This window comes from Glycocaulis sp. (genome assembly GCF_052168375.1).
Lineage (GTDB): Bacteria > Pseudomonadota > Alphaproteobacteria > Caulobacterales > Maricaulaceae > Glycocaulis.
Genome location: NZ_JBQLZR010000045.1, coordinates 1 through 19102, shown reverse-complemented (window position 1 = coordinate 19102; position 19102 = coordinate 1). Strand labels below are relative to the sequence as shown.

The following is a 19102-nucleotide window of genomic DNA, read 5'->3' as shown; positions in this document are numbered from 1 at the left end:
GCACCGCATCCGTGCAGACAAACACCGATGGCGATATCGACTGGGCCAACCTCACCGAGGCGCAATGGCGCGAACGCCTGACCGAGGAAGAGTTTCATGTGCTCCGGCGCGAAGGCACCGAACGGGCCGGTTCCTCACCGCTGAATGCGGAAACCCGCGAGGGCACTTACGTCTGCGCCGGGTGCGCCTTGCCGCTCTTTTCATCGGAGACGAAATACGAATCCGGGACCGGCTGGCCCAGCTTCTGGCAGCCTCTGGACGGTGCCGTGAATACCAAGCCCGACTATCGTATCTGGACCCCGCGCACCGAGTATCACTGCTCGCGTTGCGGCGGCCATCAGGGCCATGTCTTCGAGGATGGTCCGCCCCCGACAGGCCAGCGCTGGTGCAATAACGGGGTGGCCTTGCGCTTCGTACCCTCCGGGGACGCATAAGCCCGCTGGCGCGCGTCCGCTGCACCGGCTAGAGGGCGTGCATGATCGACGATCCGCAAGCCTTCATCCGCGCCCATACCCGCATCGCCGATGCGCCCCTGACGCCTGAACTGCGCTTCCACCTCGCTGACGAGACCATCGCGATCTGGCAGCAGACCGAGGAGGCGCTCGGCGAGGCGGGCCTTCCTCCGCCCTTCTGGGCATTTGCGTGGGCGGGTGGACAGGCGCTGGCTCGGTATCTGATGGATAATCCCGCCCTCGTTGCCGGAAAGCGCGTACTCGACTTTGCCAGCGGCTGCGGGATTGCCGGCATCGGTGCGGCAAAAGCCGGAGCGGCACACGTTGATGCCAGCGAGATCGATGCCTTCGCTGTAGAGGCGATAAAGGCCAACGCCACGCTGAATGACGTGGTCCTCAATGCCACGCTGGCAGACCTTGTCGACCGCGATGAAGGCTGGGATGTCGTCCTCGCGGGCGATGTCTTCTATGAGGGCCCCGGCGCGCAGCGCATTGCCGGCTGGCTTCGTACCCTGCACCAGCGCGGATGCCTGGTCCTGATCGGTGATCCGGGCCGACACTTCCTGCCAAAGACCATGCTGGAGCCGCTGGCGCGGTATGACACGCCGGTCAGCCGCGACCTTGAAGACCGCGATGTCCGCCTTGCCCGCGTCTGGCGATTTACGGGCTGAGACTTTCCAATCCACATTGAATCACGCCAAGGGTCATTCATGGCTCGCGCGCGCGCCGTCGACCGGCGGCTCTACCTGTTGATGGAAATCACGGCCCGGCGCCTTCACCGGCAAGCCGATGCCCGCCTGCGGGCCGAAGCGGGCGTGACCGCTGCCCAGTCCGCTGTGCTCTTCCTGCTGATGCGGCGCGGGGAGCGGCGCATGGGTTCCATTTCCGACACGCTTGCTCTTGGGGCTCCTGCCGTGACCGGGCTTGTCTCGCGCATGGAATCGATTGGCCTTGTCAGCCGCGGACCGGACAGTCAGGACAAGCGCAGTGCCATCGTGACGCTCACCGAGGCGGGCCGCGAGCTTGCCATCAAGGCGGACCAGACCTTGCGCGACATCAATCTGGAGCTGGCCGAACGCCTGGGCGAGGACGATGCCGAGATGCTGCACGCACTCCTGAGCCGCCTGAACATGGATGAGGCAGAGTAGCACCGGGTGAAGATTCCTCCGGACCTCACTACCGCGGTCCCGGCCCCCGAGCCGGGACCCACGCCAGTTGCCGCTCGTTGAAACGTGGATGCCGGGTCAAGCCCGGGAACCCGGTTGAGGCGTAAGCAGATATCTGTCCCGGCCAATCTCCCGGCAAGCACGAACATGGCACGGCATGAAAAAGCCCGGACCGCTGAACGATCCGGGCTTTTCAATACGTACCTGAAACCTTTGGGCCTAGAGGCCAGGCAGCTTGCGGCCCGAACGGCGCGGCTGAACGATGGTCACCTCGCCCCCGCCGGTCACTTCGGAGATACGGCGGCGTTCAGCCTCCGGATCGATCGGATCGTCGGACGCCGCAGCCGGCACGACGGTGTCGGACTGCCAGAACATCAGCCGGTCAGCGAAGCTCTCATTCTTGCGCACCACCGACGCGGTCTCACCATCGATGAGCGCGCGCACGTTCGGATTGGCGTCAGCGCCGCCTGCGCGGGCGGCAAGCAGGATCTCGCCGCGGCTGGCATTCTCAGAGGTAAACTCGCCGAACAGGGCCCGGCGCGCCTGCTGGTCCGGGAAGATGTCTTCCGGGCGCAGCTGGCCCGGAGCCGGCGGACGCAGCGAGTATTCCGGCGGCACGGTCAGCGGGGCGATGGTCACGACGCGGAACTCGTCCGGCGCGGTGCGTTCGGTGCCGAGGGCCTGACGCACACCCGACGTGCAGGCGCTGGCCCCGACAAGGGCCATGGCCGCAACGGCAATGATATTATGGACGCGCATGGATCACGACGCTCCTGAGACTGGTAAACTTGAGCCCTGTTCTAACAGAGCGTTTGGGGCAAGCGCCACCCCTCGCGGCAGGGATGGCCAGAGTTTAATCTGACACCGCGCCGCCGGCCTCGCCGGGCTTGCGCTCATTGCCATTGCGGATGACGTCCAGAATGAGGCCCGCAACGCCGATGGAAATCGCCGCATCGGCAACATTGAAGACGTAAGGGAACATCAGGCCGGAAAAGTCGAGGAAATCGGCAACGGCACCGTAGGCAATGCGGTCGATCACATTGCCAATGGCCCCGCCAATGATCAGGCCGAAAGCAATCGCCTGCAGGCGGCGTTCGGCGCGGGTCAGCCAGACGGCGATCACGCCGGAAATGACCAGCGAAAAGCCGATCAGCATCAGGCGCGTCCACAGGCTCTCGGCCGCGAAGAGGCCAAAGCTGACCCCCCGGTTCCACACCATGGTCAGGTTGAACCAGGGATCGAGCACCTCGATGCGCGTGCCCGGGCCACCTTCGAGAAAACCGAGCCCGTTGAGGATCCACAGCTTGGTCGCCTGATCGAGCGCAATCACGATCACGGCCAGCCCGGCCCCGAACGCGGCCAGCCGCGCTGAAGGAATATACCGGCTCACGAGGCTCATGCGGCGCCACCCCTTTGCGCATCGTACCAGGCCACCGCGTCGGCATCGCGCGCTGACAGGTCCGGATAGCGCGGATCGGACCCGACATCGGTCGTGATCCGCCAGGAGCGGGCGCATTTGCGCCCCTCGGCCGGCCTGAAGACGACCGCCACACCCGGAGCATCTTCGCTACGGAAAGCGTCCTGAGGCCCTTCCCCGTCTTTCAACGCGGCCTGCGAGGTAATGCAAAGCTCGGCCAGGAACTCGTCAACGCTGCCGGGTGCTTCGGTCTCGAGTGCGCTGCGATAAGCCGGATCGGTGACAAACACGTCCGGCGCAGCCTCGAGACTGGACCCGATCACCTTCTCGCGGCGCATGACCTCCAGCGCCGCCGTCACACCGCGGCGCAGGCGGCGGATAGTGCGCCAGCGCTCGGCGCGTTCGCCATCCAGCCAGCTTTCCGGCGTATCGCGGAAAGTCTGCAGGTGTACCGAAGCGGCCTCATCGCCGTAGCGGGCCACCCAGACCTCTTCCATGGTGAAGGGCAGTAGCGGCGCCATCCACAGGGCGATCCGGTCGAGAAGTTCGGCCATCACCGTGCGGGCAGCCCGGCGGCGCACCGAGTCCGGGCGGTCGCAATACAGGCTGTCCTTGCGGATATCGAGATAGAAGGCCGAAAGGTCGTTCACGCAGAAATTGAACAGTGCCGACCAGGCCCGCTTGAAGTCATAGGACGCGTAGGCAGCCCGCACGGTCTCGTCCAGCTCCGCCATGCGATGCAGCATGAAGCGTTCGAGCGCGGGCATGTCGGCTGGGTCTACCCGTTCTGCTTCAGCAAACCCGTCGAGCGCGCCGAGCAGGTATTTCAGCGTGTTCCTGAGCTTGCGGTAGGCATCGACCGCCGATTGCAGGATGGCTTCGCCGATCCGCAGATCGCCCGAATAGTCGGCGCTGGCGGCCCACAGGCGCAAAATGTCCGCGCCATATTTTTCCGCAACGGCATTGGGCGCCAGCACATTGCCAAGCGATTTGGACATCTTCATGCCCTTCTCGTCGACGATGAAGCCATGCGTCACGACGGCCTTGTAGGGCGCGCGCCCGCGCGTGCCGCACGATTCCAGCAGGCTCGACTGGAACCAGCCGCGATGCTGGTCGGAGCCTTCCAGATACACATCTGCCGGCCATTCGCCCTCGCGCAGGGCAAAGGCGTGGGTCGAGCCGGAATCAAACCACACATCGAGAATGTCGGTGACCTGTTCGTACTCGGCAGCGGCGTATTTCTCGCCGAGGAAGTCCTGCGCATCTGTCTCGAACCAGGCATCGGCGCCCGACGCCTCAACCGCCTTCACGATGCGCGCATTCACTTCGGCATCATTGAGGATCTCGCCGGTCACCTTGTGCACGAAGATCGTCAGCGGCACGCCCCAGGCGCGCTGGCGCGAGATCAGCCAGTCAGGACGGTCAGACACCATCGCATGGATGCGGTTGCGGGCCGTTTTCGGCGTCCACTCGGTCGCATCGATGGCTTCCAGCGCGCGCTGGCGCAGGGTGTGCCCGTCGCCCATGTCCTTGTCGATGGCGATGAACCACTGATTGGTATTGCGGAAGATGACCGGCGCCTTCGACCGCCACGAGTGCGGGTAAGAGTGCTCCAGGCGCCCGCGCGCGAGAAGATTGCCCGCCTCGATCAGCGTATCGACGACAGCCTTGTTGGCCGGGCCGTCCTGGCCCGCCTTCTTGCCATCGGTACGCACGATTTCGAGACCCGCAAACAGCGGGATATGCGGCAGGTAGGCGCCGTCCGGACCAACGGTGTGCGGGATCGGGTCCTTCGGATCATGCCAGACCTTGTTGGCCATCCACGCGGCATAGTCCTCGGCGCCGTGGCCCGGCGCGGTATGGACAAAGCCGGTGCCCTGCTCGTCGGTGACATGGTCGCCTTCGAGAAGCGGCACCCGGTAGTCCCAGTATTTGTGCGTCTTGGCGAAGGGGTGGGAGCAGATCACGCCTGCCATGTCGGCATCGCCCAGGCGCTTTGCCTTCACGATGAAACCGGCCTTGGCCACATCGTCCCAAAGCGCATCCGCCACGATCAGCTTGTCGCCCGGGCGCGCCCAGGGCAGGAAATCGGCGCCGGTATCGGCCCCTTCCACCTCGTAGATGCCATAGGCGATCTTGCCCGAATAGCAGATCGCCTTGTTGGCCGGGATCGTCCAGGGCGTGGTGGTCCAGATGACCACGCTCGCGCCCGCCATGGAATGGGAGATGCCCGACCCGTCCGCCTTTACGCCGCGCACGGGGAATTTCACCCAGATCGTGGTCGACACCTTGTCGTGATACTCGACCTCGGCTTCGGCCAGCGCTGTCTGCTCGACCGGCGACCACATCACCGGCGAGGATCCGCGATAGACAAGATCGCGCTCGACGAATTTCAGGAATTCCGAGACGATCGCCGCCTCGGCATCGAACGCCATGGTGGTGTAGGGATCATCCCACTCGCCCGCGACGCCCAGGCGCTTGAACTCGGTGCGCTGAACGTCAATCCACTCGGCGGCGTAGTCGCGGCAGGCCTTGCGGAACTCAGCAACCGGGACATCGTCCTTCTTCTTGCCCTTGGCGCGGTAGTTCTGTTCCACCTTCCATTCGATCGGCAGGCCGTGGCAGTCCCAGCCCGGACGGTAGGGCGCATCGAAACCGGCCATGCGCCGGGTGCGCACCACAAAATCCTTCAGGATCTTGTTCATGCCTGTGCCGAGGTGGATATGGCCGTTGGCATAGGGCGGGCCGTCATGCAGGACGAAGCGTTCCCGGCCTTTGGCCGTGTCGCGCATCTGCTGGTAGAGGTTGGCCCCTTCCCAGCGCTCCAGCCATTTCGGCTCGCCTTGCGGCAGGCCGGCGCGCATCGGAAAGTCTGTCTGGGGCAGGAAAAGCGTGTCTTTGTAGTCGCGCGCGGATGAAGTTTCAGGCGCGTCGCTCGCATCGGTCATGGCGGCGTATCCGGTTCTCTGGCTGGTCGTTCAGATCAATGAGGGGCGAAAAACTGTCCCGGCTGCCGCGAACCGTCTCTGCGAGGAGCGGTCCTAGCGGGCCGGGCCGGTAATTCGCGCAATTCGCGCGGAGATCTGGTGGGTGCTGAAGCTCATGCGTGCCGGTCTATCAGGCCCCGCCACGCCGGTCCAGAAGGGCGCGCGCTGATTGGCTGTCAGCGGCAATCTGCGCTTTCAGAGCCTCCAGCCCGTCAAAGCGGCGCTCCTCGCGGATGAAGGCGACGAGCGCCACCTCCAGCGTCTGCCCGTAGAGATCGCCGGAATAGTCGAAGAAGAAGGCCTCCAGGCGTTCCTCGGTGCCCTCCACGGTCGGGCGCCGGCCGATATTGGCAACGCCGCCGACCGGAATATCCCGGCCCGGCAGCATCGCCTCCACAGCGTAAACACCCGCTTTCGGACGCAGATAGTCGCCAAGCGCGATATTGGCCGTCGGAAAGCCAAGCGTGCGCCCGCGCTTGTCGCCATGGGCTACTTCGCCCTCGATGGCCCAGGGACGGCCCAACAGATGGGCTGCCGTCTCCACATCGCCTTCCCGCAAGGCATGGCGCACGGCGCTTGAGGAGAACTTGCCCCGGTCCTCAAGCCTCTCGGCCACAAGCGTCGGAGCTATATCCACTGCCAATCCGTACTCGGTGCCGAGCGTTTTCAATGTGCCGGCATTACCGGCCCGCCCCTTGCCGAAGCAGAAGTCCGCGCCCGTCACCACGCCGTCGAGCGCCAGCTCTCCGACCAGCACATCGCGCACGAAGTCTTCCGGCGTCATGGCCGCAAGCGCCGCATCAAAGCGGATCGTATCAACACGGGCGGCACCCGCAGCAAGAAGCGCGCGCTCCCGCTGGGCGTCATTCATCAGGCGGAAGGGCGGGTCTTCCGGCCGGAACAGGCGGCGCGGATGCGGCGCAAACACCGCCGCGACAGGCTCTGATCCGATGCGGGCCGCGAGGCGGCGGGCATGGTCCAGCACCGCGCGGTGGCCGGCATGCACTCCGTCAAAATTGCCAAGTGCGGCTACGCCGCTCATTCGGCGGCGGCCCGGCGCTTGCGGACCATCACTTCGGCTTCGGCCTTCATGCAGATCTCGCCCTCGACCTCGCAGACACAGTCCAGCATTACGCGGCGCTGCTTGATGTCGATGCCGGTAACCGTCGCACGCGCCGTCACCGTGTCGCCGATCCGCACCGGGCGTTCAAAGCGCATGGTCATGCCGGCAAACACCGCGCCCGGCCCCGGCAGATGGTTTCCCAGCACGCAGGAAATATAGGACGCGATCAGCGCGCCATGCGCGATACGGCCACGGAAGGGCGTGCGCGCGGCATACTCTTCATCGAGGTGCAGCGGATTGAAATCTCCGGACACTTCGGCGAAGCGGCGAACCGCCTCATCATCCACCAGACGGGTGATGAAAGCCGTCTGACCGACCTCCAACTCGTTGATTCCAAAGCCTTGCATCTCGATCTTTCGCATCGCCGCGTGTTTCTGCCGGGTGTTTAACCGAATTTTGACTGCACTTGTCTAGCCTGACAGCAGCCGGGGGAGAAAAGAACAGGGAAAACCTGACTACTCCTGCCGGAAAGCAGGGTGACAAACAAGGTCTGGATGGAGGTGCGGGTATGGCTGTCGAAATGTCGATGCCGATTCTGGTGGTAGATGATTACAAGACGATGATCCGGATTATCCGGAATCTTCTCACCCAGATCGGGTTTGAGAACGTCGATGAAGCTTCGGACGGAACCGAAGCGTTCGAGAAAATGAAAAAGCAGAAATACGGTCTGGTCATTTCCGACTGGAACATGGAACCGATGACCGGATACGAGCTGTTGCAACGCGTTCGCGCCGATGACACGACCAAGACGGTCCCGTTCATCATGGTCACTGCGGAATCGAAGACGGAAAACGTCATCGCCGCGAAAAAGGCCGGTGTGAACAACTACATCGTGAAACCGTTCAACGCCGGCACGCTCAAAGCGAAGATGGCCGCCGTTCTGGGCGATTTCTAAGCACGCAACCGCCTGCCTTTTTATGCTTTTTTATAAAGGAGGGATGTGATGCCCGCCGCAGAAGTTGCCGCGCGTGTGCGTGAGTCACTCGCCAATCTGAAGACCAAGGACCTGAAAGACGGTCAGGTGATGGAAGTGCTGTCGCTTGCACAGCAGCTTACCGACACCATGCAGCTTTTCTTCGGATCACTCGACAAGTCGATCCACAGCGAATTTGTCTATATCGCCGACTATATCGCCCGGACGCGGACGGAAATTTCCAAGCTGCGTCCCAACGATATCAAGGAACAGCGTATCCCGACCGCTGGCGCGGAGCTGGAAGCCGTTGTCACCGATACCGAACGGGCGACCGAAAGCATCATGCACGAGGCCGAGACCCTGCTGGGCGCAAAGCCGGACGATCTGGATAGCTACAAGGCAGAGGTCGATGATGCCATGATGCGCATTATCGAGGCCTGCTCGTTCCAGGACCTGTCAGGCCAGCGCGTGTCCAAGGTCGTGGAGTCGCTGCGTCACGTCGAAAAGCGTGTCAGCCGGTTTGCCGCCACCATGGGCGTGCATGACGCCGAGGCCGATGAGGACGAGGTGGCCGAAGCAGAGCGCAAGAAGAAGCTGCACCTTAACGGCCCGGCGATTGGCGGACCGGAAGTGAAGCAGGATGCCATCGACGAGATGATCGCATCCGATCTCGACCAGAACGCGATTGACGCCCTGTTCGACTAGACGGGTAGCGACAGTCAAAGAAAAAGGCCCGCCGGACATCCGGCGGGCCTTTTTGTTTCTTGTACCTGAAACAGGCTTCAGGCCGCTTTCGGCGCGCTCACGACCTGATTGGCCTCGTCAAGCAGCACCACGTTCGGAACGAACTGGCGCGCGGTCTCGGCATCCATCTGCGCATAAGCGACGACGATGATCCGGTCGCCGACCTGCGCCAGACGCGCCGCCGCACCATTGATGCCGAACGTCTTCGATCCACGCGGCGCAGGGATGGCGTAGGTGGTAAAGCGTGCGCCGGTATTGATGTTGAGCACATCGACCTGCTCGTTCGGCAGGATGCCCGACGCGTCCAGCAGATCAGAATCGATCGAGATCGACCCTTCATAGTGCAGGTCCGCGCGCGTCACGCTGGCGCGGTGGAGCTTGGCCTTCATCATGGTGAGCTGCATCGAGATGGTCCCGGATGGCTGATGTTGCGCTGCATATAATGCATCAGGCGGGCCGCGAACAGACCCCTCGCCCGCCGGAACCCGATTCCGGTGCCGCCTGCCGCCCCGATGTGTTAACGTGACTCCGGACGCGCCGATGTGCCCGGCGCGGCAAATCGGGGGTTGGGCCTATGGACATGATCCGCATCTGTGCCCTGATGGCAGCCCTACCGCTGTCCCTGGCCGCCCCCGCATTCGCGCAGCAGCAGCAGCCTCAGCCCGGCGCGGCGCCGCCAGCCCTCGTGCTGGAGCAGGCCCGGACACGCCAGCAGGTCCTGCAGTCAATGGAAGCGCGCCAGCAGCAGGCCCCGCAAACCTTTCAACTGAACCCGGAGGCCGTGCGACAGGCCCTTGCCCAGCGCGTCCAGCCTGATCCCGGCGCGGGCGCGCAAGCCCCTGAAACCGATGCGCAAGGCCGCCCGATCACGCCGATTGACTGGGGCACCGCCGCCATCGACATGCGCCGCGACATTGCGCGGATGAACCCGGACACCACGGCCACCTTCGTGCCGACCCAGCCTCCGCCACGCATTCCGCCTTTCCGCAACACACCGCCGGCAGAGCTGGCGCGCCCGCGCCTGCCGGTCCTCCTGCCCCTTGAAACCGAACCGGCATCGACACGCGGCGAGGAGGAAGGCGGCGGCGTTGAAGGGATGATGTTCTTCGCCTCGGACTATTTCTACAGCGCCAGCTTTCACCGGCGCGGGATCATGTACCAGATCACCGGCACGCGCATCGTGCACGCGGTAGAGGCCAGCCCAGACATTGCCGCGCGCTATCTGGGCATGACCAATGCCCAAGGCCAGCTCGTCACCCGCAACGAGTTCGGACAGGAGCTGAGCTTCAACCGCTATGGCGCGGCCTATACCCTGCTGATCGCCTGCGCCAATCCTGACGAGAGCGCCGAATGCCGCGACGAGAGCACCATTCGCAGCTTTGCGGGCCGGCTGGTGGTCGCGGGCGGGTCGCCTGAAGGCCTGCCACCGCGCAGCAGACCGGGGAGGCAGCCATGAGCGTGACACGCGACTACACGCTGGCAGCAATCATTGGCGGCGGCGCGCTGATTGCCGCCATTTTCTGGCCTGGCGCGCAGGACGAGTCGCCCGCCCCGGTTGAGCCTGCCGAGGAGACGCAAGCGCCAGAACCGGAAGAGCCCGAAACACCCCAGCCCGAAGAAGCACCCGAGCCGGAGGAAGTTCCCGAACCGGAAGCGGAGGAAGAGGCCGAACCGGTTGTCCTGCTGGACTGGCTGGATGAGGAACCCTCCTATACGCCTGCCGGAGAACTGCCCGAAGGCTCCGGCAGCGGCGTCGCAGACGCACCGGTCTATGCACCCGGCATGCGCTTTCCGGTAGAGGTGCCGCGGGCCTTTCCCAACACCCAGCTCTGGCGGCCCGGCGGCATTCACGCCAGCCCGCCATGGAACCAGTGCGCAGAGGAGAATTACGACTATCCCTGGTTTGACAATTTCTGCGAGACGCGCGGCTGGTCGACGCCCATGTGCCCCGGCGGCACCGGCCATCAGGGACAGGATATCCGCCCGCCTCGCTGCCCGCGCAGCCCCTATGGCGACGAAGACCGCTTCTGGGCTGTGGCTGCCGATAACGGCGTTATCAGCGGCATTTCCAGCCACACCGTCACCCTGCTGGCTGATGATGGCACAAGCTATCTCTACCTCCACCTCGACCCGGCCCGGCTCGATGTGGAAACCGGCGACACGGTCGCACGCGGCGAGCGGATCGGGGTTATCTGGAACCATTTCGGTGCCACACCGACGACGTTCCATTTGCATTTCGAGATTCGCCAGAGCGTGCTGATCGGCGAGGAGATACGCCTCACGCCGGTACCGCCCTACACCTCGCTGATCGAGGCCTTCGAGCGCCTGGCGCGCGGCGATGATGCAGACGGGGATTATCCGGAGCCGTATTAGGTTCCAGCTTGTCATCACCCGCTTCATGGGGGTGACCCATCCTCTTTTAGTTCCGCAACGCATCCGCGTTGCGGTGTTCCGCGCGCGAGCGCGGGCGGCCGGTCGGCCTTGCGGCCCCTGGCGGGGCCGGAAAAGTCTGAGCAGTTCCCAAAACCGGGTTCCCGGGCTTGACCCGGGATCCATGCGTTTCCCCGACGCCAATCGGGGTCCAGACGCCGTACGAGCTGGGCACCGGCTTGCGCCGGTGAAATGCGAGATGGCTTGGAAACCAACAATGCATTGAAAAAATGGTTCCCGGCTCGGGGGCCGGGAACCCGGCTGCACTGTGCCGGACATGCTCTACCCGCCCAAGCGCGCTGAAACGCGCCGGGGAAAAGCCCCTACCCCCGCCGTGCCTTGAAAAACGCTTTCAGCAGGGTGGCACTCTCTTCTGCCATCACACCGCCGGTCACCTGCGGGCGCCAGTGGCAGGTGGGTTGATCAAAAAAACAAACACCATGCTCAACAGCCCCGCCCTTCGGATCGGACGCGCCATAGACCAGACGCCCGATACGGGCATGGCTGATGGCGCCCGCGCACATCGTGCACGGCTCCAGCGTCACGAACATTTCAAGTCCGGTCAGCCGGTAATTGCCAAGCGCCTCGCCCGCCTCGCGCAACGCCAGTATCTCGGCATGGGCGCTGGGATCATGCCCGGCAATGGGCGCATTGTGGGCGAGCGCAACCACCCTATCGGTCGCCGGATCGACAATCACTGCGCCAATGGGCGCCTCGCCCGCGGCGGCAGCGGCTTGCGCCTGACCCAAGGCTAGCGTCATAAAGCGTATGTCGCGGCTCTCATCCATTCTGAGCCGCTTAAGCCTTCACCGGAGCGCCCGCAAGCCTTGGCCAGACCCCCTGCCCCCAAATCCGCAGACGACGGCGAACGTATCGCCAAGGTGCTCGCCCATGCCGGTGTCGCCTCGCGGCGCGAAGCCGAACGCATGATCGAGGAAGGCCGGGTGAGCCTGAACGGCAAGATATTGAAAACCCCTGCGGTGAAGGTTGGCCCCGGCGATGATGTGCGCGTCGACGGCAAACCCATTGCCGCGCGCCCGCCGACACGCCTGTGGCGCCATCACAAGCCCGACGGGCTGGTGACGACCCATGCCGATCCGCAAGGGCGCGAAACCGTCTTTCAGTCCCTGCCGAAGGATATCGGCCGGGTGATTTCCATTGGCCGCCTCGATCTCACCTCGGAAGGCCTGCTTCTCCTGACCAATGATGGCGAGCTGGCCCGTGTGCTCGAACTGCCTTCCACGGGCTGGACGCGGCGCTATCGCGTGCGTGCCTTCGGTGACATCACAGAGGAAGCCATCGAGAAGCTGAAGAACGGCATCACCGTCGAGGGCGTGAAATACGGCCCCATCGACGTGGTTGTGGACCGGCGCACCGGCTCCAACACCTGGCTGACGGTCGGCCTGAAAGAGGGCAAGAACCGGGAGGTGCGCAAAGTCCTCTCGGCAGTAGGCCTTACCGTGAACCGCCTCCTGCGCACCGCCTATGGCCCCTTCCAGCTCGGCGCGCTGGAGAAGGGGAAAACGGAAGAAATCCGCCGCTCGGTGCTGCGCGAGCAGCTGGGCAAGCTCTATCCGCTCGATGGCGACGGCTATCCGATGAAGGAAGGCGCGCGCGAGGCCGACATGACCGGCCGCGCGGTTGCAAGGCCGGAGCGCCCGCGTCCGCCAGCGCCTGCCGGAAGCGGCCCCAAACGCCCTTCCCCCGGCGCGCCGCGTGGCAAGCCTGCTACCGGCAAACGCCCTGACAACAAGGCCCGAAAGCCCGATGCGCATCATCGCCGGAAGCCATAAGGGCCGCGCGCTCAGCGCGCCCAAGGGCCGCAATACCCGCCCTACCGCCGACCGCACCCGCGAAAGCATCTTCAACAAGCTGGCCCACGCCAGCTGGTCGGAGGGAGTCGAGGGCAAGCGCGTGATCGACCTGTTTGCAGGCTCCGGCGCGCTGGGTTTCGAGGCGATGAGCCGGGGCGCGGCTTTCTGCCTGTTTGTCGAAACCGATGCCGGAGCCAGAGGCGCCATACGCGACAATGTCGAGGCGCTGCAGCTCTGGGCGACGACGCGGCTGCACCGGCGCGATGCAACGGCCATGGGGCCGAAACCGGCCAATCTCGGCGCGCCGTTTGATCTGGTCTTCCTCGACCCTCCCTATGGCAAAGGCCTTGGCGAGCTGGCGCTGTCCCGCATGCTTGATGGTGGGTGGCTCAGCCCCGGCGCGATTGCCGTTCTGGAAGTCGGCATTGACGAGACCCCGGAAACACCCGGCTGGGAACGCCTCGATGAAGGCGAATACGGCGCGGCAAGGGTGGTGTATCTGCGAAGGGGGTAGCGCACCTCTCTTCGTCGTTCCCGCGCAGGCGGGAACCCAGAGCCACTTGGCAGCGGCATTGCTCTTCGATCTCTCGATCTCCGCCTGCGCGGGGATGACGAACGCAGGAGCTGGAGGAAGTCCTCACTTCCGCCCGAAAAGCCTTTCAATATCAGAGAGTTTGAGTTCCACGTAGGTCGGCCGGCCATGATTGCACTGGCCGGAGTGAGGCGTGGCTTCCATCTCGCGCAGGAGCGCGTTCATCTCATCGCCGTTGAGGCGACGCCCAGCCCGCACCGAGCCATGGCAGGCCATGGTGCCGACGACCTCTTCCAGCTTTTCCTTCAGGGACAAGGCCTCGTCATATTCGGCAAGCTCATCGGCGAGATCGCGCATCAGGCCCTGCACGTCGAGCCGTTTGAGAAGGGCCGGCGTTTCACGCACGGCAATCGCGCCCGGCCCGAACGGTTCGATGACCAGCCCCAGCTCGGCAAGTTCGTCTGCCCGGTCGAGCACGCGACGCGCCTCGCCCTCGTCCATCTCCACGATTTCCGGCACTAGCAGCGCCTGTCTTGCAACGCCCGTCGAGGCGAGCGCGGCCTTCATCCGTTCATAGACGAGGCGCTCATGGGCCGCATGCTGATCCACGATCACGAGGCCGTCACTGGTTTGCGCAATAACGTAGGTACCGTGCACCTGCGCGCGCGCCGCGCCCAGCGGGAAGTCTTCCAGCTCGCGGGCAGGTTCCGCCTCCACGCGGGCGGAATACGCCAGACCTGATGGTTCGCCGCGCAGCGCTCCGGCGACATACCCGACATCAAACTCATGACTGGAGCGTTCGGCGAGAGACGCCTCATAGGCAGGCGAAACGCGCGCGCCGAATTCACTCCGGGAGGCCGCCCAGAGCGAACCGGTCAGAGCGGTCTGCGGCTGCAACCGTCCAAGTGTCTGGGCCGCCACCGTCGTTGACGCGCGGTGGCCGGCACCGGCCAGTGCATGGCGCAAGGCCCCCACGATCAGCCCGCGCACAAGGCCGGCATCGCGAAAGCGCACCTCCGCCTTGGCCGGATGGACGTTCACGTCCACCTCGTCGGTCGGAAGATCGACATAGAGCGCGACCACCGGGTGGCGGTCGCGGGCGAGAAAATCCTGATACGCGCCGCGCACCGCGCCGACCAGCAGCTTGTCGCGCACGGGCCGCCCGTTGACGAACAGGAACTGGTGCTGGTTGGTCCCGCGATTATAGGTGGGAAGGCTTGCCCAGCCTGTGACACTTACCCCTTCTCGCACCGTATCAATGGCAAGCGCATTCTCGGCAAAGTCCCGGTCGAGGAGGGCCGCCAGGCGCGTGCGCCGCGCCTCGGCCATGTCCGTCATGCCCGGAGCCTGCAAGGCGAGCCGCGAGCGGCCATCAAGGGTGAGGAAAAAGCCGACATCGGCTCTGGCGAGCGCGAGGCGCTTCATCACATCGGTGATGGCCATGCTTTCAGCACGCTCGCTTTTGAGAAACTTCAGGCGCGCGGGCGTGGCATAGAAAATATCGCGTACCTCTACGCGCGTGCCCGTCCGGCCGAGCGACGGTGCGGGGCGTGCCTCGCCTGTCCGGCCGCCTTCCACCTCCAGCGACCAGCATTCACCAGAAGCGTCCTGAGTCGTGATCGAAAAGCGTGCCACCGAGCCGATGGACGGAAGGGCCTCGCCCCGGAACCCCATCGAGGCAATGTTGAGAAGATCATCCTCGCCATCAGCGCCCACCGGCAGCTTGGAGGTGGCGTGACGCTCAACGGCGAGAGCAAGTGCGTCACGGTCCATGCCATGGCCATCGTCTTCGATGAGCAGCCGGGTCAGCCCGCCCTGATCGGCACGCACATCAATGCGGGTGGCACCGGCATCAAGTGCATTTTCCACCAGCTCTTTCAGCGCCGAGGCCGGACGCTCGACCACCTCGCCAGCGGCGATGCGGTTGACGGTTTCAGGGGTGAGTCGGCGGATAATGGCCATGAACGGGAAAGTCGGGGCTGGGGCCTTGCCGGTCAAGCACCCGGGGCAAAGCTGTGCAGGCGCGCATCCAGCCCGTCCCGGACAGCGGGCCATTCATCGGCCAGGACCGAGAAATAGACCGTGTCGCGCCGGTCACCGCGCCAGGTCTGCATGTGGCTGCGCAGCGTGCCCTCGCGTACCGCACCCATGCGCGTCATCGCCCGCTGGCTGCGTTCATTGCGGCCATGGGTCTTCAGCTCCACGCGCAGCGCCCCGGCCTCGAACGCCCGGCCCAGCATGAGGCGCTTGCAGGCCGGATTGACCACCCCGCCACGCCAGGGCGCGCCGTACCACGTCCAGCCGACCTCCACACGGGCATGCTCTGCCTCTATCGCGAGATAGGCCGTATGCCCGGCCAGCTCGCCACTCCTCGCAAGGCGCACGGCGTGACTGATCTGCCGGCCCGCCGCCTGCTGGCCCAGCATCATGTCAAACCAGCCATCGAAGTGGGGGCCGTCACCACGCAGGCTCGTCCAGTCCCAGAGCTCCTGCTCGGCGGCCAAGGGCCGCAAGCCTTCGCGGTGATGTTCTGCCATCGGTTCGAGGCGAACATGAGCGTTTTCAAGTATCTGCGGCTCCAGCCTCATCATCCCTGCCCTGTCAGCATCCATACGCCTTGCGCGAAATAATAGGCACCGATCAGCGTCACGAGGCGCTTTGTCCAGCGCCGGAAGACATCATCGCTGATCCGGTCGAGCACTTTTGCGCCCAGCGTCGTGCCCAGCACGGAGAGCGGAAGGGCAAGCGCGATCAGCCAGAATGACCCACCCTCGCCTGCGGCCAGCGCCGGAGCGATGTAGTACGCGATCTTCACGCCATGCGCGGCGACCTGGGTGGCCGCCTTGGTGGCGACAATCGCACGCCGGTCCGCGTCCACATTCTGGAAGAAAGTATCGAGGAGCGGGCCAGACACGCCCGCAATCACGTTGAGACCCGTGACGAGAACCCCGCTGGCCACGCCGTGAGCCGGGCGGGTCGCATCAAGTGAGAAAACGGACTTCGGGACCCAGACGATCAGCGGCACCAGCCCCAGCACGATGAAAAGCCAGGGCCGCGGCAGGATCAGCGTGAACGACAGCAGCAGAAGGGCAATCGTGACCGACCCTGCCAGATACCAGCCAATCGCCCGCCACAGGATGAAACGGCGCAGAAGCACGGCCCGCCATCCGTTGGACACGCTCTGCACCGCGCCATGCATAACCATCGCGGCAGGCACCGGCAGAATGGCTGCGAGGACGCCCATCAGGATCAGTCCGCCCGCCATGCCGAACACAGCCGACAGGAAGGCGGGCGCGAGCACCGCAAAAAGAATGATGAGGGATGTCATGTCACAGATGGAATCACCGGCAGGAAGTGCCATGATAGTCCGGACAAACGAAAATGGCCCGGCAGGGCAACACGCGAAAACGGCGAGGGAGGACACCCCACATGGATTTTGAATACACGGCCCGCTGCAAGGATTATCTCCAGCGTCTGCGCGCCTTCATGGACGAGCATGTCTATCCCAACGAGAAGACCTATCACGACCAGCTGGCCGGTTTTGGTACCAATCGCTGGCAGGTCCTGCCGGTCATTGAGGAGCTTAAAGCCAAGGCCAAGGCGCAAGGCCTGTGGAACCTGTTCCACCCAGATGCCAAGCACGGCGCCGGGCTTTCCAATGCAGACTACGCCCCTCTCGCCGAGGAAATGGGCCGGGTTGTCTGGGCCTCGGAAGTGTTCAATTGCTCCGCGCCTGATACCGGCAATATGGAAGTGCTGTCGCGCTACGGCACGAAGGAACAGCAGGACAAATGGCTGACGCCGCTTCTGGCGGGCGAGATCCGCTCCGCCTTCCTGATGACCGAACCGGCTGTCGCCTCCTCTGATGCAACCAATATCGAGTGCTCCATCAGACGCGATGGCGATGAATACGTTATCAATGGCCGCAAATGGTGGAGCTCGGGCGCCGGCGATCCGCGCTGCGCCGTCTATATCGTCATGGGCAAGACCGACCCGGATGCCGAGCTGCACAAGCAGCAATCCATGATCCTGGTACCGGCCGATGCCAAGGGTGTGAAGGTACTGCGCCACCTGCCCGTCTTCGGCTATGACGACGCCCCGCACGGCCATATGGAGGTGGAACTGAAAGACGTGCGCGTGCCCGCCTCCAACATGTTGCTGGGCGAAGGGCGCGGCTTCGAGATTGCGCAAGGCCGCCTCGGCCCGGGCCGCATCCACCACTGCATGCGCACCATCGGCGCGGCAGAGCGCGCGCTGGAACTGATGGTCAAGCGTGCGATGAGCCGTACCGCCTTTGGCAAGCCGGTCATCAAGCATTCGATCTGGGAGCACCGCATTGCCCGCGCCCGTATCGATATCGAGACCTCGCGCCTCCTTACCCTGAAGGCTGCCTGGATGATGGACACGGTCGGCAACAAGGCCGCGCGCGGCGAGATCGCGATGATCAAGGTGGCAGCGCCCATCATGGCCCTGAAAGTCATTGATGACGCCATTCAGGCCCATGGCGGCGGCGGCGTGTCGGACGACTTCCCGCTTGCCTCCTCCTATGCCGGCATCCGCACGCTTCGCATTGCTGACGGTCCTGACGAGGTGCACGAGCGCACGATTGCCCGCCTCGAGATGAAGCGCTGGCTGAACGAAGCGTAAGGATACAGGCGATGAATGCTCCTGCAGGATTTTCCGACATTCTGGTTGAAGATCACGGCGCAGTACGCGTGATCCGCTTCAACCGGGCCGCCAAGAAGAACGCCATCACGCGGGCCATGTACACGGCCATGGCGCAAGGGCTGGAGACGGCTGAAACCGACAAGGCCATCCGCGCCGTGGTCATCGCCGGCAGTGAAGGCGTCTTCACCGCCGGTAATGACCTGATGGACTTCATGGAGGCGCCGCCAACGATCGGCGGGGGCGACATGCCGCCGGTGGAGCGCTTCATGCGCGCTTTTTGGCGAAAATCCCGGGGACAATGGCGGCAGAAGCAAGGACTGACATGAGCAGTCGTCGTGACATATTCATTGTTCATGTCCTCCAAAGAGTGTCTAGAATTGACAAAATATAGGTGTTGAGTTCTCCATGGGCAGTCGAGATAACGGTGCCATCATACCACTTTCTTTCGTCAGCATTGAGCCAATCAGGGTAGGATGATTCGAAAAGTTTCTTAATGTCCGAGACAGAGATACGATCCCCACAAGTCGCATGTAGCGGTTCGACATAATTCGCTACCATGGTGAAACGCTTTGTGCGCAGGACGCTCGGTGGTGCGCGGGCAGCGCGGACAAGAGTGAAGATGCCCAATTTATCAGGTGGACGGAGCCACCGCATTGGCGTCGCCGAGAAGCTACGTCTTACTTCCATAAGCTCAGAAAACTGATGAAGTGATTCATCTTTCTCGCATCGCCAAAGATGCCATTGGCCAATCGCGTCAAGAGCTTCTTGGTAATAGTGGCTGTATTGTAGATCTGGCAGGTGAGCCGATATCAGGTTCCTCATCTCCTCCAATATGATCGCGGTGGTGTTCTCATTG

22 protein-coding genes are annotated in these 19102 nt (G+C 64.0%); 11 read left to right on the top strand and 11 right to left on the bottom strand.

All coding sequences use genetic code 11. The features are described from left to right. The 3 genes from msrB to ACTS2Z_RS01720 form a co-directional block, all read left to right on the top strand. Positions 1–434, top strand: a 434-nt coding sequence (gene msrB / locus ACTS2Z_RS01730) for a peptide-methionine (R)-S-oxide reductase MsrB (protein ID WP_442571511.1), incomplete at its 5' end; no start/stop codon positions are given. A gap of 41 nt (positions 435–475) precedes the next feature. Beyond that, positions 476–1123: a class I SAM-dependent methyltransferase gene (locus ACTS2Z_RS01725; RefSeq protein ID WP_442571510.1), complete on the top strand. Its 648-nt coding sequence runs from the start codon at positions 476–478 to the stop codon at positions 1121–1123. A gap of 39 nt (positions 1124–1162) precedes the next feature. Next, positions 1163–1600 (top strand): MarR family winged helix-turn-helix transcriptional regulator, encoded by a 438-nt coding sequence (locus ACTS2Z_RS01720; RefSeq protein ID WP_442571509.1) that lies wholly within the window; start codon positions 1163–1165, stop codon positions 1598–1600. Positions 1601–1837: 237 nt separating this feature from the next. On the opposite strand, the gene ACTS2Z_RS01715 is transcribed toward ACTS2Z_RS01720, so the two are convergent. The 5 genes from ACTS2Z_RS01715 to ACTS2Z_RS01695 form a co-directional block, all read right to left on the bottom strand. Beyond that, on the bottom strand, positions 1838–2377 hold the full coding sequence (locus ACTS2Z_RS01715; RefSeq protein ID WP_442571508.1) for a DUF3035 domain-containing protein: 540 nt from the start codon (positions 2375–2377) through the stop codon (positions 1838–1840). A 94-nt stretch (positions 2378–2471) separates the two neighbouring features. After that, positions 2472–3017, bottom strand: coding sequence for a signal peptidase II (lspA, locus tag ACTS2Z_RS01710; protein WP_442571507.1), 546 nt, complete (start codon positions 3015–3017; stop codon positions 2472–2474). After that, positions 3014–5983, bottom strand: a complete 2970-nt coding sequence (gene ileS / locus ACTS2Z_RS01705) for an isoleucine--tRNA ligase (RefSeq protein WP_442571506.1) — start codon at positions 5981–5983, stop codon at positions 3014–3016. The genes lspA and ileS overlap by 4 nt, the downstream gene beginning before the upstream one ends. 169 nt (positions 5984–6152) lie before the next feature. After that, positions 6153–7064 carry a bifunctional riboflavin kinase/FAD synthetase gene (locus ACTS2Z_RS01700; RefSeq protein ID WP_442571505.1) on the bottom strand — a complete coding sequence of 304 codons (912 nt, stop codon included), beginning with the start codon at positions 7062–7064 and terminating at the stop codon, positions 6153–6155. Further along, on the bottom strand, positions 7061–7492 hold the full coding sequence (locus ACTS2Z_RS01695; RefSeq protein ID WP_442571504.1) for a MaoC family dehydratase: 432 nt from the start codon (positions 7490–7492) through the stop codon (positions 7061–7063). The genes ACTS2Z_RS01700 and ACTS2Z_RS01695 overlap by 4 nt, the downstream gene beginning before the upstream one ends. 161 nt (positions 7493–7653) lie before the next feature. Here ACTS2Z_RS01695 and ACTS2Z_RS01690 point away from each other — a divergent pair, with 161 nt between their 5' ends. Together ACTS2Z_RS01690 and ACTS2Z_RS01685 are read left to right on the top strand one after the other, a co-directional pair. Then, positions 7654–8040: a response regulator gene (locus ACTS2Z_RS01690; RefSeq protein ID WP_188451571.1), complete on the top strand. Its 387-nt coding sequence runs from the start codon at positions 7654–7656 to the stop codon at positions 8038–8040. Positions 8041–8088: 48 nt separating this feature from the next. Then, on the top strand, positions 8089–8763 hold the full coding sequence (locus ACTS2Z_RS01685; protein ID WP_442571503.1) for a protein phosphatase CheZ: 675 nt from the start codon (positions 8089–8091) through the stop codon (positions 8761–8763). 77 nt (positions 8764–8840) lie between these two features. On the opposite strand, the gene panD is transcribed toward ACTS2Z_RS01685, so the two are convergent. After that, entirely contained in the window at positions 8841–9206 is a 366-nt protein-coding gene (gene panD, locus ACTS2Z_RS01680) for an aspartate 1-decarboxylase (RefSeq protein WP_442571502.1), read from the bottom strand. A gap of 170 nt (positions 9207–9376) precedes the next feature. Here panD and ACTS2Z_RS01675 point away from each other — a divergent pair, with 170 nt between their 5' ends. Together ACTS2Z_RS01675 and ACTS2Z_RS01670 are read left to right on the top strand one after the other, a co-directional pair. Then, entirely contained in the window at positions 9377–10258 is an 882-nt protein-coding gene (locus ACTS2Z_RS01675) for a hypothetical protein (RefSeq protein ID WP_442571501.1), read from the top strand. Then, on the top strand, positions 10255–11175 hold the full coding sequence (locus tag ACTS2Z_RS01670; RefSeq protein ID WP_442571500.1) for a M23 family metallopeptidase: 921 nt from the start codon (positions 10255–10257) through the stop codon (positions 11173–11175). Before ACTS2Z_RS01675 ends, ACTS2Z_RS01670 begins: the two co-directional genes overlap by 4 nt. Before the next feature lie 380 nt (positions 11176–11555). Here the strand turns inward: ACTS2Z_RS01670 and tadA are convergent, their stop codons facing one another. Then, entirely contained in the window at positions 11556–12020 is a 465-nt protein-coding gene (gene tadA / locus ACTS2Z_RS01665) for a tRNA adenosine(34) deaminase TadA (RefSeq protein ID WP_442571499.1), read from the bottom strand. 39 nt (positions 12021–12059) lie between these two features. On the opposite strand from tadA, the gene ACTS2Z_RS01660 reads away from it, so the two are divergent. Next, complete coding sequence (locus ACTS2Z_RS01660) at positions 12060–13025, top strand: pseudouridine synthase (protein ID WP_442571498.1); 966 nt, start codon at positions 12060–12062, stop codon at positions 13023–13025. After that, a complete protein-coding gene (gene rsmD / locus ACTS2Z_RS01655) occupies positions 13000–13560 on the top strand; it encodes a 16S rRNA (guanine(966)-N(2))-methyltransferase RsmD (protein WP_442571497.1) in 561 nt (186 codons plus the stop codon). The genes ACTS2Z_RS01660 and rsmD overlap by 26 nt, the downstream gene beginning before the upstream one ends. A gap of 123 nt (positions 13561–13683) precedes the next feature. Here the strand turns inward: rsmD and mutL are convergent, their stop codons facing one another. Genes mutL through ACTS2Z_RS01640 form a run of 3 tightly spaced genes read right to left on the bottom strand, consistent with a single transcriptional unit; the run spans position 13684 to position 16939 of the window. Then, complete coding sequence (gene mutL / locus ACTS2Z_RS01650) at positions 13684–15540, bottom strand: DNA mismatch repair endonuclease MutL (RefSeq protein ID WP_442571496.1); 1857 nt, start codon at positions 15538–15540, stop codon at positions 13684–13686. A 32-nt stretch (positions 15541–15572) separates the two neighbouring features. Continuing rightward, on the bottom strand, positions 15573–16169 hold the full coding sequence (locus ACTS2Z_RS01645) for a GNAT family N-acetyltransferase (RefSeq protein WP_442571495.1): 597 nt from the start codon (positions 16167–16169) through the stop codon (positions 15573–15575). After that, complete coding sequence (locus ACTS2Z_RS01640) at positions 16166–16939, bottom strand: TSUP family transporter (RefSeq protein WP_442571494.1); 774 nt, start codon at positions 16937–16939, stop codon at positions 16166–16168. Before ACTS2Z_RS01640 ends, ACTS2Z_RS01645 begins: the two co-directional genes overlap by 4 nt. A gap of 68 nt (positions 16940–17007) precedes the next feature. Between ACTS2Z_RS01640 and ACTS2Z_RS01635 the strand changes: the two genes are divergently transcribed. After that, on the top strand, positions 17008–18225 hold the full coding sequence (locus ACTS2Z_RS01635) for an acyl-CoA dehydrogenase family protein (protein WP_442571493.1): 1218 nt from the start codon (positions 17008–17010) through the stop codon (positions 18223–18225). An 11-nt stretch (positions 18226–18236) separates the two neighbouring features. Further along, positions 18237–18572, top strand: coding sequence for an enoyl-CoA hydratase-related protein (locus ACTS2Z_RS01630; protein ID WP_442571492.1), 336 nt, complete (start codon positions 18237–18239; stop codon positions 18570–18572). A gap of 25 nt (positions 18573–18597) precedes the next feature. On the opposite strand, the gene ACTS2Z_RS01625 is transcribed toward ACTS2Z_RS01630, so the two are convergent. Next, the coding region (locus ACTS2Z_RS01625; protein ID WP_442571491.1) for a hypothetical protein at positions 18598–19102 on the bottom strand (505 nt) is incomplete at its 5' end.

Bases quoted from the DNA above. Each gene is read 5' to 3' on its own strand.
- ACTS2Z_RS01725 (WP_442571510.1), top strand. From the start codon at position 476: ATGATCGACGATCCGCAAGCCTTCATCCGCGCCCATACCCGCATCGCC.
- ACTS2Z_RS01720 (WP_442571509.1), top strand. From the start codon at position 1,163: ATGGCTCGCGCGCGCGCCGTCGACCGGCGGCTCTACCTGTTGATGGAA.
- ACTS2Z_RS01715 (WP_442571508.1), bottom strand. From the start codon at position 2,377: ATGCGCGTCCATAATATCATTGCCGTTGCGGCCATGGCCCTTGTCGGG.
- lspA (WP_442571507.1), bottom strand. From the start codon at position 3,017: ATGAGCCTCGTGAGCCGGTATATTCCTTCAGCGCGGCTGGCCGCGTTC.
- ileS (WP_442571506.1), bottom strand. From the start codon at position 5,983: ATGACCGATGCGAGCGACGCGCCTGAAACTTCATCCGCGCGCGACTAC.
- ACTS2Z_RS01700 (WP_442571505.1), bottom strand. From the start codon at position 7,064: ATGAGCGGCGTAGCCGCACTTGGCAATTTTGACGGAGTGCATGCCGGC.
- ACTS2Z_RS01695 (WP_442571504.1), bottom strand. From the start codon at position 7,492: ATGCAAGGCTTTGGAATCAACGAGTTGGAGGTCGGTCAGACGGCTTTC.
- ACTS2Z_RS01690 (WP_188451571.1), top strand. From the start codon at position 7,654: ATGGCTGTCGAAATGTCGATGCCGATTCTGGTGGTAGATGATTACAAG.
- ACTS2Z_RS01685 (WP_442571503.1), top strand. From the start codon at position 8,089: ATGCCCGCCGCAGAAGTTGCCGCGCGTGTGCGTGAGTCACTCGCCAAT.
- panD (WP_442571502.1), bottom strand. From the start codon at position 9,206: ATGCAGCTCACCATGATGAAGGCCAAGCTCCACCGCGCCAGCGTGACG.
- ACTS2Z_RS01675 (WP_442571501.1), top strand. From the start codon at position 9,377: ATGGACATGATCCGCATCTGTGCCCTGATGGCAGCCCTACCGCTGTCC.
- ACTS2Z_RS01670 (WP_442571500.1), top strand. From the start codon at position 10,255: ATGAGCGTGACACGCGACTACACGCTGGCAGCAATCATTGGCGGCGGC.
- tadA (WP_442571499.1), bottom strand. From the start codon at position 12,020: ATGGATGAGAGCCGCGACATACGCTTTATGACGCTAGCCTTGGGTCAG.
- rsmD (WP_442571497.1), top strand. From the start codon at position 13,000: ATGCGCATCATCGCCGGAAGCCATAAGGGCCGCGCGCTCAGCGCGCCC.
- mutL (WP_442571496.1), bottom strand. From the start codon at position 15,540: ATGGCCATTATCCGCCGACTCACCCCTGAAACCGTCAACCGCATCGCC.
- ACTS2Z_RS01645 (WP_442571495.1), bottom strand. From the start codon at position 16,169: ATGATGAGGCTGGAGCCGCAGATACTTGAAAACGCTCATGTTCGCCTC.
- ACTS2Z_RS01640 (WP_442571494.1), bottom strand. From the start codon at position 16,939: ATGGCACTTCCTGCCGGTGATTCCATCTGTGACATGACATCCCTCATC.
- ACTS2Z_RS01635 (WP_442571493.1), top strand. From the start codon at position 17,008: ATGGATTTTGAATACACGGCCCGCTGCAAGGATTATCTCCAGCGTCTG.
- ACTS2Z_RS01630 (WP_442571492.1), top strand. From the start codon at position 18,237: ATGAATGCTCCTGCAGGATTTTCCGACATTCTGGTTGAAGATCACGGC.